This window comes from Kocuria rosea (genome assembly GCF_023715525.1).
GTDB lineage: Bacteria > Actinomycetota > Actinomycetes > Actinomycetales > Micrococcaceae > Kocuria > Kocuria rosea_A.
This window is the reverse complement of record NZ_JAMBOG010000003.1, coordinates 87952-109805: the sequence shown is the minus strand read 5'-3', so window position 1 is coordinate 109805 and position 21854 is coordinate 87952. Positions and strand designations below refer to the sequence as shown.

The window sequence follows — 21854 nt, the reverse complement described above, 5'->3', positions numbered from 1 at the left end:
CTGCACCTGTGAGCCCCGACGACGCACCGCGCTTCCGTCCCCTGACCGCCCGGGACACCCCGCAGTGGTCCGCGCTGACCCACGTGCTGGCCGAGGCGGACGGCACCGGCGAGACGTACACCGCCGAGGACCTGGCCGAGGAGCTGACCATGGCCGGGGTGGACGCCGCCGCCGACACGTGGGGCGTGTGGGCGGGCGGGACCATGGTCGGCTACGGCCAGGTGCACGTGAGCATGGAGCGCACGGCCACGGGCCCGGTCCGCGCGGACCTCGGCGGGGGCGTCCACCCGGCCTGGCGCGGCAGGGGCATCGCCACCGCGCTCTTCGACCGGATGGAGCCCCGGGCCGCCGCGATCGCCGCGCAGAGGCACCCGGGGGCGCCGGTGCAGCTGCGCGCCTCCGGCGGCGTCGAGGGCGCGGACGCCCGCGCCCTGCTGAGCGGACGCGGCTACGCGCCGGTGCGGTGGTTCACGGACATGGCCCGGCCGCTGCCCGGCGCCCCCGTGCCTGCGCCGGGCGCCCGGGTGGAGCCGTACGAGGACGCCATGGCGGAGCAGCTGCGGCTCGCCCACAACGACGCCTTCGCCACCCACTGGGGGACCACGCCCTGCACCCCCGAGTCCTGGACGGACGTGGTGGACGCGCGGGCCAACCGCAAGGACGTCTGGCGGGTGGCCCGCGACGGGAGCGGACGGGTCCTCGCCTACTGCCTCGCCGCGCAGTGGGCCGAGGGCAGCCTGTACGTCGCGGCCGTCGGCACCCGCCAGGACGCCCGGGGACAGGGGCTCGCCCGGGCCGTCCTCCTCGGGACCGTGGCCGCCGCCGCGGCCGCCGGGACCTGGTCGGCCGTCGAGCTGACCGTCGACTCCGCCAACCCCACCGGCGCCGGCGCCCTCTACGAGTCCGTCGGCTTCGTGCCCGTGCGCACCCAGGCCACCTACGCCCGGCTCCTCGACCCCCGCCTCCCCGGCCCCCGGGGCTGAGTCCGGCACGGGCTCCCCGGGCAGCATCCGGCCCGCGGACCCGCGGATGACCGTGCTGGCCCTGACCCAGCGCACCGGGCTGGCGCGCGGCACCGTCCCGGCGCGGCTCGATCGCTTCCGGACCAGCCCGGCGCTGCGCCTGCACAGCACGCGGGTCTCCCCGGCGGCCCTGGGCTGCGGCCTGGGCGCGAGCGTGGCCGTGGAGCTCGACCAGCACCAGCTCGAGGCCTCGATCGCCGGGCTGCGGGCCATCCCGCAGGTGATCGAGGTGTTCGCCCCCGCCGGGCAGACGGAGCTGCTGTGCCGCGTGGTCGCCAGGGACCCCGAGGACCTCTACCGTGTCTCCGAGGAGATCCGGCTGTGCCCGGGCATCCTGCGGGCCTCCACCAGCATGTTCCTGCGCACGGTCGTCCCGTACCGGGTTGCGCCGCTGCTGGACGGGGGCGGCTGAGCGCCGGCCGTCCGGGGCCGCTCGGACGTCAGGCGGCGTGCACTGCCGGCGCGGCCGGACCCGGCCCGCGCAGGTGCTGGGCCTTGAGCGCCCGCAGGCAGAGCATCAGGGCGGCCGGGGTGTAGTCGGGGCGGGCGCCCACGGGCGTCCCCTCGTGCCCGTGGGCGGCCAGGATGGCCCCCAGGGCCGCCTCGTGGCGGGCGAGCAGGACCTGGCTGAAGTAGTCGTCGTTGAAGAACGCGGCCAGTTCCATGGCGTGGGCCCAGGTGGGGGAGCCGGGCTCCATCGGCGCCTCCGGGTCGTCCCAGTCGGTGGGGCCGCCGGTGGCGCGCAGCTCGGAGGCCAGGACCCGCTCGAGCGCCTCGGGGGTGAACGCCACGGTCAGCTCCGCGATGTCGTCGACGATGTCGAAGCGCTTGACGGTCAGCCCCGCCGGCGAGCAGGACTGCAGGTAGCGCTGGGCCTCGGCGAAACAGCCGTCGACGGTCATGGGTGCCTCCTCGTCCGTGGGGGTGCGGACTCGTCCGTGGGGGGTGCGGATGACTGGACGGACTCATCCTAGGTGCTCCCGGACCAGCGGGGAGGCCCTTTCCTGTCCCCACATCTATGCCCCGCACCAGACGAAAGTCCCTTGTCATCCCGCCGTCCGGGGGCCCGGGGCCGCCCGCGGCCACCGGGGGCGGTCAGCGGTGGGTCCGCTCCGTGCTGCGGGCGGCGCGCAGGACCTCGTAGTGGAAGGTCACCAGTTCGCCCCTGCGCACGGTCCCGCCACTGGGGGTGGGCCTGCTCTGCGGGGTCCGGCTGATGTAGCCGGCGTCCTCGAGCTTCGTGAGCGCATGGGCGATGGTCTTCCGCTGGTACCCGAGCCGGTCGGCGAGGTCCGACGGGATGACGCCCACGGGCTGCCCGTGGGCGGCGTTGGCGCGGGCGGCCAGGGTGAGGAGCACCAGCTTCTCGGCGGGCGTGAGGCCGCGGATCTCGGTGGCGTCCGTGAGGGCCTGCTCGTAGTGCGTGGCGGACGGAGGGGCGGAGGAGTTCTCGGACGCGGTCACGGCGGTCCTCCTTCCGGTGGGTGAGAGGGCGGTGGCACGGTCTGTTCACGATTGTGGGCGGGGCGGGACCGCCGCGGAAGGGGTTCGGCGGATCGTTCCCGGATGTGGCGGGAAAGGTCGTGCGCGGGGCCCGGCGCAGGAGCGTCTCCTCCGCCACGCGCCGTCGACGACGGGAGCCGCCGCTTGACCCCGGCGCCGGACGGCCCCACGATCGGGACATGCCGTGCGGTGGCGGCGGACCGGCGGCGGGCACAGGCACGTCACGTTCCCCGGCCCCTCCCGCCCCGTCCGGGAGGGGCGCCCGAGGAGGACCCGTGGACGCCGAGGCCCTGGACGGACTGCGCCCGCTGCTCGGGCTCTGGCGCACGAGCGGGCACGTGCTGGCGCGGACCGGCGCCCGGGAGGCGGCGATCGCCGGCACCGACGAGTACGAGCTCATGGAGGGCGGCCGGTGGGTGCTCCACCGGGTCGACGTGCTGGTGGGCGGCGCGCGCACCGTCGCGCTCGAGCTCATCGGGGACCCCGACGGGCGCGGCGCGCTCGCCATGCGCGCCTTCGACGCGAGCGGCCGCTACGACGAGATGCGCCTCGCCCCGGCGGGCGAGGGCGTGCTGCTCCTGACGGGAGACGGCGTGCGCTCGACGCTGCGCCTCACCGGCGCGGACGCCATGGACGCGCTGTGGGAGCGCCAGGCCGGCGGCGACTGGGCCCCGTGGATGCAGCTGCACTTCGAGCGGATCCGCTAGGGCGCGGTGTCGCGCAGCGTGAGCACCGCCTGGACGAGCGCGGCGTGGGTGAGGGCCTGGGGGAAGTTGCCCAGGTGGGCGCCGGTGGCCGGGTCCATCTCCTCCCCGTAGAGGCCGAGCGGGGTGGCCCGTGCGAGCAGCGCCCCGAACAGCTCGGTCGCCTCGGCGCGGCGCCCGGTCCGGGCCAGCGCCTGGACGAGCCAGAACGAGCAGGGCAGGAAGGCCCCCTCGCCCCCGGGCAGGCCGTCGCGGCCGGGCGGGTAGCGGTACAGGAGAGGCCCGCCGGCCGACAGCTCGCGCCGGACGGCGTCCACGGTGCCGCGGCTGCGGGGCGAGCCGGGGGGCTCGAAGCCCAGGGCGGGGAGCAGCAGCAGGGCCGCGTCCAGGTCGGGGGAGCCGTAGGCGCGGGTGTAGCTGCCCCGGGCCGGGTCGAAGCCGCGGGTCCTGACCTCGGCGGCCAGCTCGTCCCGGGCGGTCCGCCACCGCCGCCGCTGCTCCTCGCCCAGGCGGTGGCTCTGCCCGATCCGCAGCGCCCGGTCCAGGGCGAGCCAGCCCATCAGCTTGGAGTGGACGTGGTGGGCCGCGTCCGCCCGCAGCTCCCAGATCCCCGCGTCGGGCTCCCGCCACCGCCGGGCCACCAGGTCGGCGAAGCCCCGCATCGCCCGCCACGCCTCCGAGTTCAGCCGGTGGCCGGCCTGCACATAGGTCCACGCCGCGTCGACCACCCACCCGTACCCGTCGAGCTGGTGCTGGTCGGCGGCGCCGTTGCCCGTGCGCACCGGCGCGCTCCCGGCGTAGCCCGGCCACCCCGCCAGCGACCGCTCCGCGGGCACGCGGCACCCCATCAGGGTGAGCAGCGCGGGCAGCCGGGGCCGGTCCAGACGGCTGGCGTGCAGCAGCCACCCGAGGAAGCGCTCCGCCTCCAGCACCTTCCCCGTGCCGAGGAAGGTGCTCACCCCGATGCTGGCGTCGCGCGGCCACGTGTAGCGGTAGTCCCAGTTGCGCACCCCGCCCGGGTCCTCCGGCAGGGACGTGGTCGGCGCCGCCACCGGCGCCCCGGAGGGGGAGCAGGTCAGCAGGCGCAGGGTGAGCATGCTGCGGACCACGGCCTCCCGGAAGGGCAGGCCCTGGTCGATGCCCGCCGCCCACTCCCGCCACAGGGCCTCGTCGGCCTCGACGAGGCCCCAGGCGGTGGCCGGGTCGACGTGGACGAGGGGTTCGCCGTGGGCGGCGGCCAGCACGAAGGTGACCGGCCGGCCGGGCACCACGGTGAAGGTCCCCGGGCGGCCGGGCTCCACCTCCACGGGCGGGTCGGCGCCCAGGGACAGGGCGAGCCGGCCGAAGTCGCACACGAGCACCGGTCCGCGGCGGACGCGGGGGCGCCGGTGCCGTTCCCCCAGCCGGGGGTCGAAGTCGACCACGGCGCTCGTCGGGGCGCCCTCGGCGGACAGCTGCCGCACCAGCAGGGTGGCCGGCAGCAGCCGCCCGGACACCTCCGCCACCATCGCCTCCCGGAGCACCAGGCGGCCGTAGCCGGTCGCCCAGGTCGTCTCCAGGGTGGCGGTGTGCCCGCGGTAGCGCCGCGCCGACGGGGCCGCGGGTCCGGCGGGGCCGAGGCGGAAGCGTCCCGCCCCGGGCCCGCCGAGCAGGGCCCCGAACACGGGCTCGCCGTCGAAGCGCGGCAGGCAGCACCAGTCGATCGTCCCGTCGCCGGTCACGAGCGCGCCCGTGCGGGTGCCGCCCAGCAGCCCGTGCTCGCCGATCGGCACCGGACGCGGAGGAACCGCCCCGGGAGGGGGCGCGTCCTCGCCCCGCCCTGTCGCCGGCACCGCCGCCTCCGCCGCTCAGCCCGGCCCGAGGAGCAGACCGAGGAGGGCGCCGTAGAGGACGTGGGCCACGGCGGCGACCACGGGGGTCTGGAAGCCGTAGTTCAGCCCGAGCAGCCCCGGCGGCTCCAGGACGGCCGTGCTGGCCGGCCCCGCACGGTGCGACGCCATCCGGGGGTGCACCCCGGGCAGGAGCGGCAGGACCAGGGTCAGGGCGACGGCGCCGTGGAGCAGGCCCAGCAGCGCCCCGAGCCACCACGTGCTCCGGCCGAGCAGGGCGAACGTGCCCGCGTAGCCGAGCGCGAAGCACTGCCCCGCGGCCAGGTGCAGGAAGCCGCCCGCGACCCGGGCGCGGTCGGGGTCCGGGGTCACGAGGGCGCCCAGCACGAGCGGGAGGTCCAGGCGGGTGAGGCCGGCCATCTGCGCGGTGATCATCACCAGGGTCAGGGCGCTGGTGGCCAGCAGCCCGAAGAGGCCCCAGCCGGCCCAGTCCATCCCCGCCCCGCCCCTCGCCCGGTGGCCCGCGGCCCGGCGCGGTCAGCCGGTGACCGCGCCGAGGGACGCGGAGCGGACCAGCTTGGCGTACTTGCCGAGCACCCCGCCGGTGTACTGCGGGGGCAGCGGGGCCCAGCCCTCGCGGCGGCGCGCCAGCTCCTCCTCGTCCACGAGCAGCTCGAGGGTGCGGGCCGTGAGGTCCACGCGGACGCGGTCGCCGTCGCGCACGAAGGCGATCGGCCCGGCGTCGACGGCCTCGGGGGCGATGTGGCCGATGCACAGGCCCGTGGTGCCGCCGGAGAACCGGCCGTCGGTCAGCAGGAGCACGTCCTTGCCGAGGCCGGCGCCCTTGATGGCGCCGGTGATGGCGAGCATCTCCCGCATGCCGGGCCCGCCCTTCGGGCCCTCGTAGCGGATGACGAGGACGTCCCCGGCGGTGACGGTCCCGGCCTCGAGCGCGTCCATCGCGGCCTGCTCCCGCTCGAAGACCCGGGCGGGGCCCTCGAAGGCCTCGGCGTCGAAGCCCGCGGACTTCACGACCGCGCCCTCCGGGGCCAGCGAGCCGTGCAGGATCGTGATGCCGCCCGTGCGGTGGATCGGGTCGTCGAGGCGGCGGATGACCTGGCCGTCCACCGGGCCGGGGCCGATGGCGTCGAGGTTCTCGGCGAGGGTCCTGCCGGTGACCGTGAGGACGTCGCCGTGCAGCAGCCCGGCCTCCAGCAGGAGCTTCATCACCACCGGGATGCCGCCGTGGCGGTCGACGTCGTTCATCACGTAGCGGCCGAACGGCTTGACGTCGGCCAGGTGGGGGACCCGGTCGCCGATCCGGTCGAAGTCCTCGAGGCTCAGGTCCACGTCCGCCTCGTGGGCGATGGCGAGCAGGTGCAGCACCGCGTTCGTGGAGCCGCCGAGGGCCATGAGCACGGTGATCGCGTTCTCGAACGCCTCCCGGGTGAGGACGTCGCGGGCGGTGATGCCCTGCCGGAGCATCTCGACCACGGCCTCCCCGGAGCGGTGGGCGAACTGGTCGCGGCGCCGGTCCGCCGAGGGCGGGGCGGCGGACCCGGGCAGGCTCATCCCGATGGCCTCGGCCACGGACGCCATCGTGTTCGCCGTGTACATCCCGCCGCAGGCGCCCTCGCCGGGGCAGATCGCCCGCTCGATCCGGTCCAGGTCCTCGCGGCCCATGAGCCCGGCCTTGCACGCGCCCACGGCCTCGAACGCGTCGATGAGGGTGACGTCCTTCTCGGTGCCGTCGGTGAGCTTCACCCAGCCCGGGGCGATGGTGCCGGCATAGAGGAAGACCGCGGCGAGGTCCAGGCGGGCCGCGGCCATGAGCATGCCGGGCAGGGACTTGTCGCACCCGGCCAGCAGCACGGACCCGTCGAGGCGCTCCGCCTGCATCACGGTCTCCACGGAGTCGGCGATCACCTCGCGGGAGACCAGGGAGAAGTGCATCCCCTGGTGGCCCATGGAGATCCCGTCCGAGACGGAGATCGTGCCGAATTGCAGGGGATAGCCCCCGCCGGCGTGGACGCCCTCCCGGCAGCCCTGGGCCAGGCGGTCCAGGGAGAGGTTGCACGGCGTGATGTCGTTCCACGAACTGGCGATGCCGATCTGGGGCTTGTCCCAGTCGTCGTCGCCCATGCCGACGGCACGGAGCATGCCACGGCTGGCGGTCGCGTCGAGGCCGTCGGTGACCTGGCGGCTGCGGGGCTTCATGTCGGGGCTCATGGACCTCTCCCGTTCGGCGGTGCGTGAGGCAGGGCGTGCCGCGAACCTATCAACGGGACTCGTGGAGCGTCGAGGGCGTCCGCCCGGGAATTTCCGCATCCCGGGGGCAGACAAGCCCGGCCGCGCCTCCTAGGCTGGGAGACGACGAGAAAGTAAGCACCCTGATCGAAGGAGCCGAGATGCCCGAAGCGCCCGTGTCCCACCACGCCCAGCAGATGGCCGACGCCGAGGGAGGGATGCCCGAGCAGCAGCAGACGCCCCCCGGGCTGACCGCCCGGATGGACCCGGTGCCCGACCACGGGGAGTCGTCCTGGGTGGGCCACGGCCGCCTCGAGGGCCTGAGGGCCCTGATCACCGGTGGCGACTCCGGCATCGGCCGGGCCGTGGCCATCGCGTTCGCCCGGGAGGGCGCCGACGTGGCCATCAACTACCTGCCCGAGGAGGAGGAGGACGCGCGCGACGTCGCGGGCTGGATCGAGAAGGCCGGCCGCACGGCCGTCCTGGTCCCCGGGGACCTGCGCGAGGAGCAGAGCTGCCAGGGCATCGTGGCCCGGGCCGTCGAGGGCCTGGGCGGGCTCAACGTCGTCGTCAACAACGCCGGCTTCCACTGGGCCCGCGGCGAGCACGGGCTCAAGGGGCTGAGGACGGAGGACCTGGAGCGGGCCGTGCGCACCAACCTCTACGGCACACTGTGGATCACCCAGGCGGCGCTGCCGCACCTGGGCCGCGGCGACTGCATCATCAACACCACCTCGATGCAGGCCTACAACCCCTCCGTGTCGATGATCGACTACGCGGCCACCAAGGCGGCGCTCAACAACGTCACCGCGAGCCTCGCCACCGAGCTGGGGCCCGAGGGGATCCGCGTCAACGCCGTGGCCCCCGGCCCGGTCTGGACCCCGCTGCAGCCGGCCACCAAGGAGCCGGAGGCCGTCGCCGGCATGGGCCGGGACACGCCCCTGGGGCGCATCGGCCAGCCCGCCGAGCTCGCCGGCGCCTACGTCTTCCTCGCCTCCCCGGCCGAGGCCAGCTACGTCAGCGGCACCGTCCTCGGCGTCACCGGAGGGACGCCCGTCTTCTGATCCGCCCCCCCACCATCCCCCACGGATCCCGACCGAAGGAGCACCCCGTGCCGAAGACCGGCCAGGACGACCACGCCAGGAAGGGCGAGCTGCCCTCCACCCTCCAGCGCTCCGGGCAGAAGGCCCAGGACACCTTCGCCAAGACCTACGACGCCGCGCTGGAGCAGTACGGCGACGAGGAGCGCGCCGCCCGCACCGCCTACGCCTCCCTCAAGCACACCCACGAGAAGGTCGGCGACCACTGGGAGGAGAAGGAGGAGTACGGTCCCTCCGACGAGCACGCCGAGGGCGGGCGGGACGCGCAGGCCGGGACCGCCGCCGGCGTCGACGCCAACGCGTCCAAGCGCCACCTCTACGAGGTGGCGCAGCGGCTCGGCGTCGAGGGCCGCTCCTACATGACCAAGAAGGAGCTCGTCGACGCGATCAAGAAGGCCAACGCCGCCGCGACGCGCAGGGCCCGGGGGAGCTGACGCGCGGACCCGCGGGCGGCCTCACAGCACTCCCACGAGGCCGCGCCCGAGGGTGACGGCCCCGCCGAGACCCGCCAGCACGAGGGCGAGCGCGCGGGCCGTGGCGACGGGCACCCGGCGGGAGGCCAGGGTGCCGATCCGCACGCCCAGCACCACGGTGAGGACGATGCCCGGCGCCACCCACCACGGCGGCAGCCCTCCGGTGCCGACCGCCCCGAACGCGGTCTTGGTCAGCACGGAGAGGGCGCCCATCGTCATGAACACCGGTTGCAGGGTGGCTGCGAAGGAGCGCTGCTCCCACCGGGCCAGGCGGGAGTGGATCACCATCACGGGGGCCGCCACCCCGGCCGTGGTGTTGAAGAACCCGCCGATCGCCCCGGCGAGCACGGTGGGCAGCCCTCCACGCCACTCGGGCAGCCGGGGCAGGCCGAGCATGGTGGCCAGGGCGAGCAGGACCACGGCCCCGATCACGACCTGCAGCCAGGCCGCGGGCAGCTCCCGCACCAGCAGGGCGGCGGGCACCGCGCCGACGGCCGCCGCGGGGGCGATCAGCGCGTAGCGGCGCCAGTCGACGTGGCGCCACACGGAGAGCATGATCAGGAAGCCGGAGACGGTCGTCGTCGCGTTGGTCACGAGCACCCCCGTGGCCGGGCCCAGCAGCAGCGCCAGGGTCGGGGCGACGACGAGGCCCACGCCGGTCCCCGAGACGCGCTGCAGGGCCGAGCCCACGAGGACGGCGAGCGCGGCGACGGCGAGGAGTTCCACGGCGCCCATTCTCCGCCACCGCCCGCGCCGGGCGGACCATTGGCGTTCCCCGCAACGGACAGTAAGGTTGCTGTCCTGATGAGGTCCCCTCCGGGGCCGCACCCCGATCGGAAGGTACGCAGTGAGCATCACCCGAGACCTGATCATCAACGGCGAGCACGTCCCGGCCCTGAGCGGGCGGACCACCGAGGACGTCAACCCCTACACGGGCGAGGTGTTCGCCACGGTCGCGGCCGGCGCGCCCGAGGACGTGACGCGGGCCGTCGACGCCGCCGCGGCGGCCTCCGAGCAGTGGGCCGCGACGCCCCCCAGCGCCCGGCGCCGGATCTTCCTGCGCGCGGCGGACATCTTCGAGTCCCGCGTCGAGGAGGGCGCCGAGATCATGGCCAAGGAGGTCGGCGGCGTGCGCGGCTGGGCCGAGTTCAACACGCACCTGGCCGCCAACATCCTGCGCGAGGCGGCCGGGGCCACGACCCTGCCGCAGGGCGAGGTCCTGGCGACCGACATGCCCGGCGTGATCTCGATGTCGGTGCGCCAGCCCTACGGCGTGGTCGCCGCCATCTCCCCGTGGAACGCCCCGTTCATCCTCGGCATGCGCTCGATCGCGGTGCCGCTGGCCGTGGGCAACACGGTGGTCATGAAGCCGAGCGAGGACGCCCCCCTGGCGTGCGGGCTGTTCCTCGCCGACGCGCTGATCGAGGCGGGCCTGCCGGCGGGGGCGCTCAACGTCGTGACGAACGACCGCTCCGACGCCGCCGAGGTGGTCGCCACCCTGATCTCCGACAACCGGGTGCGCTGCGTGAACTTCACGGGCTCCACCGCGGTGGGCCGGACCGTCGGCACCCTCGCGGCCCAGCACCTCAAGCCCGCCGTGCTCGAGCTCGGCGGGAAGAACAGCCTGGTGGTCCTCGACGACGCCGACCTGGACTACGCCGTGGACGCCGCCGCCTTCGGCGCGTACATGAACGCCGGGCAGATCTGCATGTCCGTGGACCGCGTGCTCGTGGACCGCAGCGTCGCCGGGGAGTTCACCGAGCGCTTCGCCGAGAAGGTCAAGCACCTGCCCACCGGGGACCCGACGGACCCCACCACGGTCATCGGCCCCGCGGTCAACGCCCGGTCGGCCGAGCGCCAGTACGGGCTCATCGACGACGCCGTGGCCAAGGGCGCCTCGGTGCACGCCGGCGGCCACCGGCTGGGGAACGCGCTCGTGCCGGCGACCGTGCTCTCGGACGTCACCCCCGAGATGGACATCTTCCACGACGAGATCTTCGGCGCCATCACCACCGTGTTCGAGGTCGACGGCCCCGACGAGGCCGTCGAGTTCGCCAACAACACCAACTACGGGCTCACCGCGGGCGTCATCACCGAGGACCGGGCGCGCGGGCTGTCCGTGGCGAAGCGGCTCAAGACCGGCATCGTGCACGTCAACGACCAGTCCGTGGCCGACGAGCCGCAGGCCCCGTTCGGCGGGATCCAGGAGTCGGGCTACGGCAAGTTCGGCGGTCACGCCGGGGTCGAGTCCTTCAGCGAGCGGCGGTGGGTCACCATCCAGGAGGAGGGGCACGCCCGGTACCCGTTCTAGGCCGGTGACGAAAAACGTGACGAACAGCGTGACGGACAGCGTGACGGACGGCGTGACGGACGGCGCGGACGCGGTGCGGCGGCTGCGGGAGGCGGCCGCGGCCTCCTTCGGCATCGAGGAGTTCCGGGAGGGGCAGCTCGAGGCCATGGAGGCGGCGGCCGCCGGCCGGGACGTGCTGGCGGTGATGCCCACCGGCCACGGCAAGTCCGCGATCTACCAGGTCCCCGGCACGGTCCTGCCGGGGACCGCGGTGGTCGTGTCCCCGCTGATCGCCCTCCAGCACGACCAGGTGGAGGCGATCAACGCCGACCTCGGCACCGAGCGGGCCTTCGCCGTCAACTCGCGGGTCGGCGCCCGCCGCGAGCGCGCGGCGTGGGAGGCCCTCGAGAGCGGGCAGGCGAAGTTCCTCTTCCTCGCCCCCGAGCAGCTGGCCCGCGAGGAGACCGTCGAGCGGCTGGCGGCGCACCCGCCCTCCCTGTTCGTGGTGGACGAGGCGCACTGCATCTCCTCCTGGGGCCACGACTTCCGCCCCGACTACCTCGTGCTCAGCGAGACCGTCGAGCGGCTGGGCCACCCGCCGGTGGTGGCGCTGACCGCCACGGCGTCCCCGCACACCCGCGCCGAGATCCTCGACCGGCTGGGGATGCGAGAGCCCCTGGTGATCGTGCAGAGCTTCGACCGGCCCAACATCGAGCTGCGGGTGGTGCGCCACCACGAGGCCGCCGACAAGCGGCGGGCCGTCCTCCACGAGGTCGCGGGCCTGGGCGGACCCGGGCTGGTCTACGTGGCGACCCGGAAGGAGACGGAGGCCTACGCCGACGAGCTGGCCGGGCGCGGGCTGCGCGCGGCGGCCTACCACGCGGGCCGGAAGCAGTCCGAGCGGGAGGACGTCCACGCCCGCTTCCTGGACGGCGAGCTCGACGTGGTGGTGGCCACCACGGCGTTCGGGATGGGCATCGACAAGCCGGACGTGCGGTTCGTGGTCCACGCGGACATCACCGACTCCCTGGACAGCTACTACCAGGAGATCGGCCGCGCGGGCCGCGACGGGCAGCCCGCCCTCGCCGTGCTGCACTACCGCTCCGAGGACCTGGGCCTGCAGCAGTACTTCGCCGGCGCCTCCCCCGAGGAGGGCGACGTGGAGCAGGTCTTCCGGGCGGTCCGCGAGGCGGGGCCCGTGCGGGCCCGCGAGCTGCGCGCGCGCACGGGGCTCGGCCCGCGCGCCCAGGCCCGGGCCCTGCACCTGCTCGAGCACAGCGGCGGCATCGTGGCCCGGCGCGAGGGCTACCGCGCCGTCGAGGGGGCCACGCCCGCGGAGGCCGTGGCCGCCGCGCTCGCGGAGGCGGAGAGCCAGCACCGGATCGACAGGTCGCGGATCGAGATGATGCGCGGCTACGCCGAGACGGACGGGTGCCGCCGGGACTGGCTGCTCAACTACTTCGGCGAGGAGACCGACGGCTGGTGCGGCAACTGCGACCGGTGCGACCAGGCGGGCTCCGCGGCCGAGGCCGAGCAGCGGCAGGCGGCCACGCCCCACGGCTGGGAGATCCAGACCCCGGTCTCGCACCGCGAGTGGGGGCCCGGGATCGTGATGGGCGCCGAGCCGGACCGGATCACCGTCCTCTTCGAGGCCGTGGGCTACAAGGAGCTCTCCCTCAAGCTCGTCGAGGAGCACGAGGGGCTGCTGGTGCGGGGCACGCCCGGGGAGGCCTGAGGCCGCCGGGCCCGGGCCCCCGCGCCCGGCCGGGCGAGCCCGAGGTGCCCGCGCAGGGTGGCGGCGTCGTAGCAGGTGCGGAAGAGGCCGCGCCGCTGGAGCTCCGGGACGACGTGGTCGACGAAGCCCTCCAGGGAGTCCGGCAGCAGCGGGGGCATGAGGTTGAACCCGTCGGCGGCTCCCGCGCGGAACCACCGCTCGATCCGGTCCGCGATGCCCTCCGGGGTGCCGGCCACGGTCCAGTGGCCGCCGCCGGCGGCGAGCCTGCCGAGGAGCTGGCGCACCGTGGGCCGCTCGACCTCGACGATCCGCAGGATCGTGGCGTACCGGCCCTGGGGGCCGGTGAACTCCTCCGGTGACGGCAGCACCGGCACCGGGGCGTCGAGCTCCCACCCGCTGCAGTCCTGCTGGACGAACGTGCCCAGCTGGGCCAGTGACTGCTCGGTGGGCAGCAGCGCGTCCACGGCGGCCTGCTGGGCCCGCGCCTCCTCCTCCGTGGACCCCACGTAGGCGACCAGCCCGGGCATGACCGCCACGGTGTGCGGGTCCCGTCCCGCCGCGGCGATGCGGGCCTTGAGGCCGGCGTAGTACTCCTGGCCGGCGGAGAGGTCGCAGGCCACCGCGTAGACCGCCTCCGCGTGCCGGGCGGCCAGCTCGCGCCCGGGGCCCGACGCGCCGGCCTGGAACAGCACCGGCCTGCCCTGCGGGGGACGGGGCACGGTCAGCGGCCCGTCCACCCGGAAGTGCTCGCCGGCGTGGTCGAGGCGGTGCAGCAGCGCCGGGTCGGCGTAGACGCCGTCCCGGTCGGCGACCAGGGCGTCGTCGGCCCACGAGTCCCACAGCCGCTGGGCGACCTCGACGAACTCCTGCGCCCGCTCGTAGCGCTGCTCCCGCGGCGGCATGGCCGCCCAGCCGTGGTTGCGGGCCTCCTCGTCGAACATGGAGGTCACCACGTTCCACCCCGCCCGTCCCCCGCTGATGTGGTCGAGGGAGGCCAGCATCCGCGCGGCGTGGAACGGGGTGGAGAACGTGGTCGAGACGGTGCAGACCAGCCCGATCCGCTCGGTGGCGCGAGCCATGGCGGACAGGGCGGTCAGCGGCTCGAGGAACCAGCGGGGCCCCGAGGCGACGTCACCGGCACTGTGCCCGTCGGCGAAGAACACGGCGTCGAAGAGGCCGCGCTCGGCCGTCCGGGCCAGGCGTTCGTAGTAGGAGATGTCCCCGAGCTGCTCCACGGGGGAGCCGGGGCGCCGCCACGCCGCGCCGTGGTGGCCGGCGCCGAAGAGGAAGGCGTTGAGGTGCAGCTGCCGATCGGTGCGCACGAGGGCCCGGCTCACCCCATGACCAGTCCGCCGTCGACCACCAGGTTCTGCCCGGTGACCGAGCGCGCCCAGGGCGACGCGAAGAACAGGACGGCGTCGGCGAACTCCTCCGGGGTGGTGACGCGGCCCAGCGGGGTGGAGGAGGCGATGAGGTCGAAGACCTCCTCGGGGGTGGCCGCGCTGGCGTCCGTGGTGCGCAGCAGCCCGCCGGAGACCATGTTCACCGTGACGCCGTGCCGGCCCAGGTCCTTGGCCAGGGTCCGGGTCAGCGAGAGCAGCGCCGCCTTGGCCGCCGTGTAGTCGTGGTAGGGCACCACCGGATTCTGGAACAGGTTGGTGCCGACGTTGACGATCCGCCCGGAGCCCTGCTCCTGCATCCCCGGCAGGACCGCCTGCGTCGTGTTGAGGGCCCCCGGACGCTGCCGGAGAACTGGGCGGCGAACTCGTCCCAGCCGATCTGCGCGGCGCCCGACCGGGCGTCGCCGTTGAAGGAGAAGTCCGCCAGCGCGTTGTTGACCACGGTCGTGACCGGGGCGCCGAAGTGGTCCCGGGCGCGCTCGAGCATGGCGGAGACCTGCCCGGGATCGGTGACGTCGGCGGGCAGCGCCACGGCCCGCTCGGAGGTCAGCCGGTCCGCGAGCTCCTGCGCGGCCGCCCCGCTCGTCCGGTGGTTGATCACCACCTTCGCGCCCTCGGCCGCGAAGGCCTGGACGATGCGGCGGCCGAGGCCGCGGCCGCCGCCGGTGACCAGGACGATCTGCTCTGCGATTCGCATGGGCGTTCCCTTGAACGGGGCGGGGGCGAACGCGACGACGGACCTCCACCGCGTGACATCCCTCCGCCAGTGCTGACTGGATCAGGTTCGACGGGTCTGTTCTCAGCCCGCCGCCGAACCCCGGTGCGGGCACCCCGTGCCACTGCCGGTGAGTCTAGCCCCTCGTGGCTCTTGATCTGCCAGGGGTCGTGGTGCGATCGTCGGCACAGGCGACCGGTCCGTCCGGCACAGGCGGGAGGCTCTCATGGTGGATCCGACGGTCCTCACCACCACGTGCTGCGTCGTGGGCGGCGGCCCCGCCGGGCTGATGGCCGGGGTGCTGCTCGCCCGGCAGGGCGTGGACGTGGTCGTGCTCGAGAAGCACGCGGACTTCCTGCGCGACTTCCGCGGCGACACGATCCACCCCTCCACGACCGAGCTCATGGCCGAGCTGGGCTGGCTCGACGAGTTCCTGCGGCTGCCGCACACGCGCGTCGAGCGGGCGACCATCTCCGTCACCGGCGACGGGGGCGAGATCGTCGTCGGCCGCTTCGACCGCCTCCCCGTGCGGTGCCCCTTCATCGCGTTCATGCCCCAGTGGGACTTCCTGGACTTCCTCGCCGACCGCGGCGCGGAGCTGCCCGCGTTCCGGCTGCTGCGCTCCACCCCGGTCGACGGCCTGCTCGTCGAGGACGGGCGGTGCGCCGGCGTCGTCGCGCACGACGGCGCCGGGACGCCCGTGCACGTGCGGGCGGACCTGGTCCTGGCCACGGACGGGCGGGACTCCGTGCTGCGGGAGGCCGCAGGCCTGGCGCCCGTGGCCTCGCGCTCGCGGATCGACGTCCTGTGGTTCCGGGTGCCCCGGGAGCCGGGGCAGCAGATGCCCCTGTTCAACGCGGGCGACGGTGCCGTGGTCGTGCTGCCCCGGCCGGACTACTGGCAGGCCGCCCTGATCATCCCGGCGGGGCAGTACGAGCAGCTGCGGACCGGGGGGCTGGAGGCCTTCCGCGCCCGGGTGCGCGGGGTGGCGCCGCCCCTCGCCGAGGGGCTCACGGCGATCGAGGACTGGGAGCAGGTGAAGCTGCTGCGCGTGCGCGTGGACCGGCTGCGCCGCTGGTGGCGGCCGGGGCTGCTGTTCCTGGGCGACGCGGCCCACGCGATGTCCCCGGCCGGCGGGGTGGGGATCAACCTCGCGATCCAGGACGCGGTCGCGGCCGCGAACGAGCTGGGGCCGCGGCTGCTGCGCGGCGAGGTCCGGGACCGGGACCTCGCCCGCGTGCAGCGCCGACGGGCCTGGCCCGCGCGGGTCACCCAGCTGTTCCAGCTGGTGCTGGCGCGCCGGCTCGTCCCGCCCCGGTCCGGGGGCCGGCCGAAGCCTCCGGTGCCGCTCGGGCTGGTGCGCGCGCTGCCGTTCCTGCCGCACCTGACCGGCCGGTTCATCGGCCTGGGCCTGCGTCCCGAGCACGTCCGGACGCCACCGCGGGCTCCGTGGGACCGGGGGCGCGGGGGACCGTCCCGGTGAGCCTGCCGACGACCGACCCGGTGGGCTCCCCGGCCGACAAGCGCGCCCGCGTGGACGAGGCGCACGTGGCCCCGCTCAACGCCCTGGTCCGCTCGTGGCGGGCGGAGCACCGGTTCGTGCCGTGGATCGACCCCGACGGCGGCGGCACCGCGGCCCGCGTGCTCGTGCTCATGGAGGCGCCCGGGCCCGCCACCGTCGCGGCCGGTGACCTCGGCTTCAGCTCCGAGGACAACGCCGACCCCACGGCCCGGGCCTTCCGGCAGCTGCGGGAGGCCTCCGGCCTCGCGCGCGGGGACTACCTGCGCTGGAACGTGGTGCCGTGGGCCCTGCGCGACGCCGGGGGCCGGCACCGGCCGCCGAGGACGGACGACCTCGTCGAGGCCGGGCCGGCCCTGCGGGCGCTGGTCGGGGCGCTGCCGCAGCTGCGCGTCGTCGTGACCGTCGGGGCCCCCGCCCTGACCGGGATGATGCGCCTGCTCACCGTCGAGGAGCCGCCGCGGCTGCTGCCCGTGCTGGGCGTGCCGCACCCGTCGCTGCGCAACGGCCACCGCCGCGAGGAGACCCGGCGGCGGATCCTCGTCGCGCTGCGCACGGCCGCCGCCGCGGCGCGCTCATGACCGGGGGCTGAGCCGGTCCACGACCGCCAGCAGGGACGTCAGGATCGCGTGGCGCTCCGGCGAGCCGTCGGGCAGCAGCCCGATCGACGCGTTGTGGTAGAGCCCGTCGCCCATCTGCTGCACCGCGGTGGCGACCACGGCGTCGCCCACGTCCGCGAGGATCAGCTCGTACCACGCCTCCTCGAGGCGCTTCAGGGCCGTCCGGGCGTTCTCGTCGCCGGACTGGACCAGCCGGGACGCCACGATGAGGGCCCGGTCCAGCTCGCTGTCCTCGAACAGGGACGTGGTGAGGAAGTACCGCGCCGCGCCGTCCTGCGCGGCGGCCATCGCCTCGAGGTCCTGGTGCATGAGCTCCTCGAGGCGCTGCAGGGTCGCGTCCACCAGCGACTGGCGGTGGGGGAAGTGGTAGAGCAGCCCGCCCTTGGACACCCCCGCGGCCGCGGCCACGGCGTCGAGGGTGGCGGCGCGCTCGCCGTCGTCGAGGACGATCTGCTCGAAGGCGGCCAGGAGCTTGTCCCGGGCCACGGGTCGGCGCGGCATGTGAGGAAGACCTCCCTGGTTCGGACTGCTGCCCCATTGTGCCAGGCGACCGATAACTGTACCGTCTAGACGGTACAGTTATCGAGGCCGACCGTCCCCCACGTTCTCCCGGAGGTGAACCATGACCACTCTGCTGACGTCCCGTCCCACGGCCGGTGCGCGGGAGTGGGCCGCGCTCGCGGTCCTGATGCTCCCCGTCCTGCTCGTGTCGGTCGACAACACGGCCCTGAGCTTCGCCCTGCCGTCCGTCTCCCGGGCCCTGCACCCCACGGGCACGCAGCTGCTGTGGATCGTGGACGTCTACGCCCTCGTGCTGGCGGGCCTGCTGATCCCCATGGGCAGCCTGGGCGACCGCATCGGCCGGCGGCGGCTGCTGCTGATCGGCGGCACCGGCTTCGCGGCCGTCTCGGCCACGTCGGCCTTCGCGCCCACCGCCGAGCTGCTCGTGGCCGGGCGCGCCGCCATGGGCTTCTTCGGGGCGATGCTGATGCCCGCCACCCTGTCCCTGCTGCGCAACATCTTCCTCGACCCGCGCCAGCGCCGGATCGCGATCGCGGTCTGGGCCGGCGGCTTCAGCGGCGGGGCGGCCCTCGGCCCGATCGTCGGCGGCTTCCTGCTCAACCACTTCTGGTGGGGCTCGGTCTTCCTCATGGCCGTGCCCGTGCTCGTCCCGCTGCTGGTGCTGGGCCCCCTGCTGGTCCCGGAGTCCCGCGACCCCCGGCCCGGGCCCGTGGACGTGCCCTCCGTGGTGCTCGCCATGCTCGCCATGGCCCCGGTCGTCTACGGGATCAAGGCGCTCACCGCCTCCGGGGAGCTCTTCGACGGCCTGCTCAGCACGGCCTTCGGCGTGCTCTTCGGCGTGCTGTTCGCGCGCCGGCAGGCCGTGCTCGAGCACCCGATGCTGGACCTCGGCCTCTTCCGCCACCCCGGCTTCACCGGCGGCGTGACGGTCAACGTGCTGGGCAACGTGGGGCTGATGGGCTTCCTGTTCATGCTCACCCAGTACCTCCAGCTCGTGGTGGGCCTCGACCCCATGACCGCGGGGCTGACCATGGTCCCGGGCCTGGCCCTGACCGTGCTCTCCGGGTTCGCGGCCGTGCGGGCGGTGCGCCGGCTGGCGGCGCGGACCGTCATCGTGGCCGGGATGGCCGTCTCGGCCACCGGGTTCCTCGTGGTCGCCCTCGCGGACCCCGCCGCGGGGCCCCTGGTGGTCCTCGGGGGGTTCTGCCTGGTCGGCGCCGGCATCGGGCTCGCCGAGACCCTCTCCAACGACCTGATCCTCGCCGCGGCGCCGCCCCGGAAGGCGGGTGCGGCGTCGGCGATCTCAGAGACCGGCTACGAGGTGGGGGCCGTGTTGGGCACCGCCGTCCTGGGCGGGCTGCTGACGGCCTTCTACCAGCGCCACCTCGAGCTGCCGGCGGCCCTGGACCCGGGGGCGGCGGCCGCCGCGCACGAGACGCTCGGCGCGGCCGTCGAGGTCGCGGACGGTGCCGGCGCGCTCGGCCCGGCCGTGCAGGAGGCCGCGTTCGCGGCGTTCACGGCGGGCATGCACTGGACGGCCGTCGTGATGACGGGCCTCGTGGTGGTGGCGGCGCTCACGGTCGCCCGCGTGCTGCGGACGGCTCCGCGCTGACCGGCGCACCGCCGCCCGTCCGGACGTAGGCTCGGCGGGGGAGGGGCACCCGGCCCCGGCGATCCCGGAGGAGCGACCACGATGACCCCGCAGGAGCTGTTCGAGGACGCCGCCCGGCGTCCGTCCCAGGTGGCGGCGCACGTCCTCGACGGGATCCGCCCGGAGGTGCTGCACGCCATGCCGGGCGGGACCGCCAACTCCATCGCGTGGCTCGTGTGGCACGCGGCCCGCCAGCAGGACGCCCAGGTCGCCGCCCTCGCCGGCACGCCGGAGGTGTGGACCGCGCAGGGCTGGAGCGCCCGTTTCGGCCTCGACGTCCCCGGCTCGCCCACGGGCTTCGGCGACGGGCCCGAGGACGTGGCGAGGATCCGCGTCAGCTCCCCGGAGCTGCTGCGCGGCTACCTCGACGCCGTGGTCGACCACGTCGTGGCGTACGTGCACGGGCTCACCGCCGCCCAGCTCGACGACGTGGTGGACCGGAGCTGGGACCCGCCCGTCACCCGGGGGGTGCGGCTGGTGAGCACGGTCGACGACGCCGCCCAGCACGTCGGCCAGGCCGCCTACGCCCGGGGGCTGGTCGAGGACGGGTGGTCCGGGCCGTACTGATCCTGCCCCGGTGGCCGGGGTGCCGGCCGCCCCGGTGCAGGCCCCGTGGTCCGGCCGCTCGCGCGCCCACCTTCGTTGAATCTGCATTGAGTCATCATGTGACATCGCGCCGAAGTGGGGACGGACGTTTCCTCGGCCGACATGCGGCGTTCGCTTAAGCTGGGCACGCTGGACGCCAGCATCTCGAACTCCTGCTCGCCCTTTCCGTCGCACCTCGCGCCTCCCTGGGGGAAATGCCGCCATGCCCCGCGACTTCACGCGCCGCCCATCCGGACCCGACCTGCGCCGCCGCGCCTCCTCGCCGGTGGTCGCCCTCTCCGCTTTCTCGGCTCTCGTGGCCCTGAGCGTGGTCGTGAGCTCCGGCATGGAACCCGGGGCGCAGACCGGGACGGGGGCCGGCCAGGGCTCGGCCTTCGGGTCCCCGGTGACCTCCGGGGAGCGGCCGGGCGCCGGACCGAGCCTGCTCGCGGCCGGGCCGGACCCGGTGAGCCCGCCGTCCGCTCCGCTGCGGGACGGCCGCTCCCCGTCCCCCGTCCGTGACGGAGCCGCCGGTGACGGGTCGTGGCGGCAGGGGCTGGGCCGTGGTGACGGCGCCGACCGCGGGCAGGCCTCGACCGTCCGTCCGGGCCGTCGTGCCCCGACACTGCACGTGGGCGAGCTGCCCGTCAACACCCTGATCGCCCCGACCAGCCCGGGGGTCGTCCTGTCCGGGGGCGACTTCGGCTGGCGGATCGCGCCCGACCGCGGCGGGCGGGAGTTCCACAACGGCACCGACGTCTCCGCGGCCCAGGGGCTCCCGGTCGTCGCCGCTCTCGACGGCGTGGTGACGGCCGTGTTCTGGGACGTGTGGGGTGGCAACCGGGTGGAGGTCGTCCACGCGGACGGCCTGAAGACCACCTACAACCACCTCGACGACGTCCGGGTGCAGGTGGGAGACCGGCTGGCCGCCTCCGAGCAGCTCGGGTCCGTGGGGCAGACCGGGATCCGGGTGACCGGCCCGCACCTGCACTTCGAGACCTGGATCAACGGCAAGGCCGTGGACCCGCAGTCCTTCGACTGGATCGACGGCACGCGCGTCATCCCCGCCTCCCGCAGCAAGTACTCGCTCGAGGTCCCCGAGCAGGAGACCGCCGAGCAGAAGACGGCCGAAGAGGAGGTCGCGGAGAAGAAGGCGGCCGAGCAGAAGGCTGCACAGGCCAAGAAGGCCGCAGAGAAGAAGGCCGCAGAGAAGAAAGCCGCAGAGCAGAAGGCCGCGGAGGCCAAGAAGACGGCCGAGCAGAAGGCAGCACAGGCCAAGAAGGCCGCAGAGCAGAAGGCCGCAGAGCAGAAGGCAGCGGAGAAGAAGGCGAAGGAGAAAGCCGCCGAGCAGGTCGAAAAGCCTGCCGCCAAGCCGAAGCCGGAGCCGGTGGTGGTGCCGGAGCCCGTGCCGACGCCCAAGCCGGTGGTGGTGCCGCCGCCGAAGCCGGACCCCGTGCCGACGCCGAAGCCGGAGCCGGAGCCCGTGCCGACGCCCAAGCCGGAGCCGACGCCGAAGCCGGACCCCGTGCCGAAGCCGGAGCCGACGCCGAAGCCGGAGCCCGTGCCGACGCCGAAGCCGGTGGTGCCGACGCCGGACGCCACGCGCGACACCGACAAGGACGGCATCCTCGATGTCAAGGATCCGGACCTGGACGGTGACGGGATCCCCAACGTCGAGGACGACGACCTCGACGGGGACAAGATCCCCAACGCCCAGGACGAGGACCGGGACGGCGACGGCCTGCTGAACGCCCAGGACCCGGACGCCGACGGCAACGGTGTGCCGGACGAGCAGGAACCGGCCCCGGGGACGACGGCCCCGGGGGCGACGGCTCCGGCCGCTCCGGCCCCGGAATCGACGTCCCCCGCGCCGGCCGGGTGAACCGGTCCCCGGAGTTACGCAGGCGTGACCCCGGGGCCACCTGCCGCCGTGGGGCGG

The 21854-nt window shown here is 75.0% G+C and carries 20 protein-coding genes, 1 pseudogene and 1 riboswitch; of the genes and pseudogenes, 12 read left to right on the top strand and 9 right to left on the bottom strand.

The features are described 5' to 3' along the window. Nucleotides 1–8: 8 nt before the first annotated feature. Nucleotides 9–983 (top strand): GNAT family N-acetyltransferase, encoded by a 975-nt coding sequence (locus M3185_RS03000; protein WP_251332312.1) that lies wholly within the window; start codon nucleotides 9–11, stop codon nucleotides 981–983. Between the two features lie 46 nt (nucleotides 984–1029). Continuing rightward, nucleotides 1030–1434: an Lrp/AsnC family transcriptional regulator gene (locus M3185_RS02995; RefSeq protein WP_251332189.1), complete on the top strand. Its 405-nt coding sequence runs from the start codon at nucleotides 1030–1032 to the stop codon at nucleotides 1432–1434. 28 nt (nucleotides 1435–1462) lie between these two features. On the opposite strand, the gene M3185_RS02990 is transcribed toward M3185_RS02995, so the two are convergent. Together M3185_RS02990 and M3185_RS02985 are read right to left on the bottom strand one after the other, a co-directional pair. Continuing rightward, complete coding sequence (locus M3185_RS02990; protein WP_251332188.1) at nucleotides 1463–1924, bottom strand: hypothetical protein; 462 nt, start codon at nucleotides 1922–1924, stop codon at nucleotides 1463–1465. A gap of 193 nt (nucleotides 1925–2117) precedes the next feature. Further along, complete coding sequence (locus M3185_RS02985; RefSeq protein ID WP_251332187.1) at nucleotides 2118–2486, bottom strand: helix-turn-helix domain-containing protein; 369 nt, start codon at nucleotides 2484–2486, stop codon at nucleotides 2118–2120. Nucleotides 2487–2800: 314 nt separating this feature from the next. Here M3185_RS02985 and M3185_RS02980 point away from each other — a divergent pair, with 314 nt between their 5' ends. Then, nucleotides 2801–3232 (top strand): hypothetical protein, encoded by a 432-nt coding sequence (locus M3185_RS02980; RefSeq protein WP_251332186.1) that lies wholly within the window; start codon nucleotides 2801–2803, stop codon nucleotides 3230–3232. Here M3185_RS02980 and M3185_RS17310 read toward each other — a convergent pair. From M3185_RS17310 to ilvD, 3 genes are all read right to left on the bottom strand, one after another. After that, a complete protein-coding gene (locus M3185_RS17310) occupies nucleotides 3229–5001 on the bottom strand; it encodes a glycoside hydrolase family 15 protein (protein WP_251332185.1) in 1773 nt (590 codons plus the stop codon). The genes M3185_RS02980 and M3185_RS17310 overlap by 4 nt on opposite strands. A 75-nt stretch (nucleotides 5002–5076) precedes the next feature. Next, complete coding sequence (locus M3185_RS02970) at nucleotides 5077–5553, bottom strand: hypothetical protein (protein WP_251332184.1); 477 nt, start codon at nucleotides 5551–5553, stop codon at nucleotides 5077–5079. Between the two features lie 42 nt (nucleotides 5554–5595). Next, nucleotides 5596–7287, bottom strand: coding sequence for a dihydroxy-acid dehydratase (ilvD, locus tag M3185_RS02965; RefSeq protein WP_251332183.1), 1692 nt, complete (start codon nucleotides 7285–7287; stop codon nucleotides 5596–5598). 179 nt (nucleotides 7288–7466) lie between these two features. On the opposite strand from ilvD, the gene M3185_RS02960 reads away from it, so the two are divergent. After that, nucleotides 7467–8369, top strand: a complete 903-nt coding sequence (locus M3185_RS02960) for an SDR family oxidoreductase (RefSeq protein ID WP_251332182.1) — start codon at nucleotides 7467–7469, stop codon at nucleotides 8367–8369. A 47-nt stretch (nucleotides 8370–8416) separates the two neighbouring features. Continuing rightward, nucleotides 8417–8839: a ChaB family protein gene (locus tag M3185_RS02955; protein WP_251332181.1), complete on the top strand. Its 423-nt coding sequence runs from the start codon at nucleotides 8417–8419 to the stop codon at nucleotides 8837–8839. 21 nt (nucleotides 8840–8860) lie between these two features. Here M3185_RS02955 and M3185_RS02950 read toward each other — a convergent pair whose 3' ends face one another. Continuing rightward, nucleotides 8861–9613 carry a sulfite exporter TauE/SafE family protein gene (locus M3185_RS02950; protein ID WP_251332180.1) on the bottom strand — a complete coding sequence of 251 codons (753 nt, stop codon included), beginning with the start codon at nucleotides 9611–9613 and terminating at the stop codon, nucleotides 8861–8863. Between the two features lie 112 nt (nucleotides 9614–9725). Between M3185_RS02950 and M3185_RS02945 the strand changes: the two genes are divergently transcribed. Together M3185_RS02945 and M3185_RS02940 are read left to right on the top strand one after the other, a co-directional pair. Next, on the top strand, nucleotides 9726–11189 hold the full coding sequence (locus M3185_RS02945; protein WP_251332179.1) for an aldehyde dehydrogenase family protein: 1464 nt from the start codon (nucleotides 9726–9728) through the stop codon (nucleotides 11187–11189). 28 nt (nucleotides 11190–11217) lie between these two features. Further along, nucleotides 11218–12903 (top strand): RecQ family ATP-dependent DNA helicase, encoded by a 1686-nt coding sequence (locus M3185_RS02940; protein WP_374238457.1) that lies wholly within the window; start codon nucleotides 11218–11220, stop codon nucleotides 12901–12903. Here the strand turns inward: M3185_RS02940 and M3185_RS02935 are convergent. After that, the gene (locus tag M3185_RS02935; RefSeq protein WP_251332178.1) at nucleotides 12828–14240 is read right to left on the bottom strand and encodes an LLM class flavin-dependent oxidoreductase; all 1413 of its coding nucleotides are present in this window, start codon (nucleotides 14238–14240) and stop codon (nucleotides 12828–12830) included. The genes M3185_RS02940 and M3185_RS02935 overlap by 76 nt on opposite strands. Continuing rightward, a pseudogene (locus tag M3185_RS02930) lies at nucleotides 14237–15000 on the bottom strand (3-oxoacyl-ACP reductase). Before M3185_RS02930 ends, M3185_RS02935 begins: the two are co-directional and overlap by 4 nt. 41 nt (nucleotides 15001–15041) lie before the next feature. After that, nucleotides 15042–15147, bottom strand: a riboswitch (TPP riboswitch). Nucleotides 15148–15244: 97 nt separating this feature from the next. Between M3185_RS02930 and M3185_RS02925 the strand changes: the two are divergent. After that, the gene (locus M3185_RS02925) at nucleotides 15245–16501 is read left to right on the top strand and encodes an FAD-dependent oxidoreductase (RefSeq protein ID WP_251332177.1); all 1257 of its coding nucleotides are present in this window, start codon (nucleotides 15245–15247) and stop codon (nucleotides 16499–16501) included. Then, nucleotides 16498–17118 (top strand): uracil-DNA glycosylase, encoded by a 621-nt coding sequence (locus M3185_RS02920; protein WP_251332176.1) that lies wholly within the window; start codon nucleotides 16498–16500, stop codon nucleotides 17116–17118. Before M3185_RS02925 ends, M3185_RS02920 begins: the two co-directional genes overlap by 4 nt. On the opposite strand, the gene M3185_RS02915 is transcribed toward M3185_RS02920, so the two are convergent. Then, entirely contained in the window at nucleotides 17113–17658 is a 546-nt protein-coding gene (locus M3185_RS02915) for a TetR family transcriptional regulator (protein WP_251332175.1), read from the bottom strand. The genes M3185_RS02920 and M3185_RS02915 overlap by 6 nt on opposite strands. Nucleotides 17659–17779: 121 nt before the next feature. Here M3185_RS02915 and M3185_RS02910 point away from each other — a divergent pair, with 121 nt between their 5' ends. The 3 genes from M3185_RS02910 (at nucleotide 17780) to M3185_RS02900 (ending at nucleotide 21797) form a co-directional block, all read left to right on the top strand. After that, nucleotides 17780–19291 carry an MFS transporter gene (locus M3185_RS02910; RefSeq protein WP_251332174.1) on the top strand — a complete coding sequence of 504 codons (1512 nt, stop codon included), beginning with the start codon at nucleotides 17780–17782 and terminating at the stop codon, nucleotides 19289–19291. Between the two features lie 81 nt (nucleotides 19292–19372). Beyond that, nucleotides 19373–19897: a mycothiol transferase gene (locus tag M3185_RS02905; protein ID WP_251332173.1), complete on the top strand. Its 525-nt coding sequence runs from the start codon at nucleotides 19373–19375 to the stop codon at nucleotides 19895–19897. Nucleotides 19898–20138: 241 nt separating this feature from the next. Beyond that, nucleotides 20139–21797 (top strand): peptidoglycan DD-metalloendopeptidase family protein, encoded by a 1659-nt coding sequence (locus tag M3185_RS02900; RefSeq protein WP_251332172.1) that lies wholly within the window; start codon nucleotides 20139–20141, stop codon nucleotides 21795–21797. Nucleotides 21798–21854: the final 57 nt, after the last annotated feature.

Coding starts and splice junctions, on each gene's coding strand:
- M3185_RS02990 (WP_251332188.1), bottom strand. CDS start 1,924: ATGACCGTCGACGGCTGTTTCGCCGAGGCCCAGCGCTACCTGCAGTCC.
- M3185_RS02960 (WP_251332182.1), top strand. CDS start 7,467: ATGCCCGAAGCGCCCGTGTCCCACCACGCCCAGCAGATGGCCGACGCC.
- M3185_RS02915 (WP_251332175.1), bottom strand. CDS start 17,658: ATGCCGCGCCGACCCGTGGCCCGGGACAAGCTCCTGGCCGCCTTCGAG.
- M3185_RS02995 (WP_251332189.1), top strand. CDS start 1,030: ATGACCGTGCTGGCCCTGACCCAGCGCACCGGGCTGGCGCGCGGCACC.
- M3185_RS02970 (WP_251332184.1), bottom strand. CDS start 5,553: ATGGACTGGGCCGGCTGGGGCCTCTTCGGGCTGCTGGCCACCAGCGCC.
- M3185_RS02900 (WP_251332172.1), top strand. CDS start 20,139: ATGCCCCGCGACTTCACGCGCCGCCCATCCGGACCCGACCTGCGCCGC.
- M3185_RS02910 (WP_251332174.1), top strand. CDS start 17,780: ATGACCACTCTGCTGACGTCCCGTCCCACGGCCGGTGCGCGGGAGTGG.
- ilvD (WP_251332183.1), bottom strand. CDS start 7,287: ATGAGCCCCGACATGAAGCCCCGCAGCCGCCAGGTCACCGACGGCCTC.
- M3185_RS02905 (WP_251332173.1), top strand. CDS start 19,373: ATGACCCCGCAGGAGCTGTTCGAGGACGCCGCCCGGCGTCCGTCCCAG.
- M3185_RS02950 (WP_251332180.1), bottom strand. CDS start 9,613: ATGGGCGCCGTGGAACTCCTCGCCGTCGCCGCGCTCGCCGTCCTCGTG.
- M3185_RS02925 (WP_251332177.1), top strand. CDS start 15,245: ATGGTGGATCCGACGGTCCTCACCACCACGTGCTGCGTCGTGGGCGGC.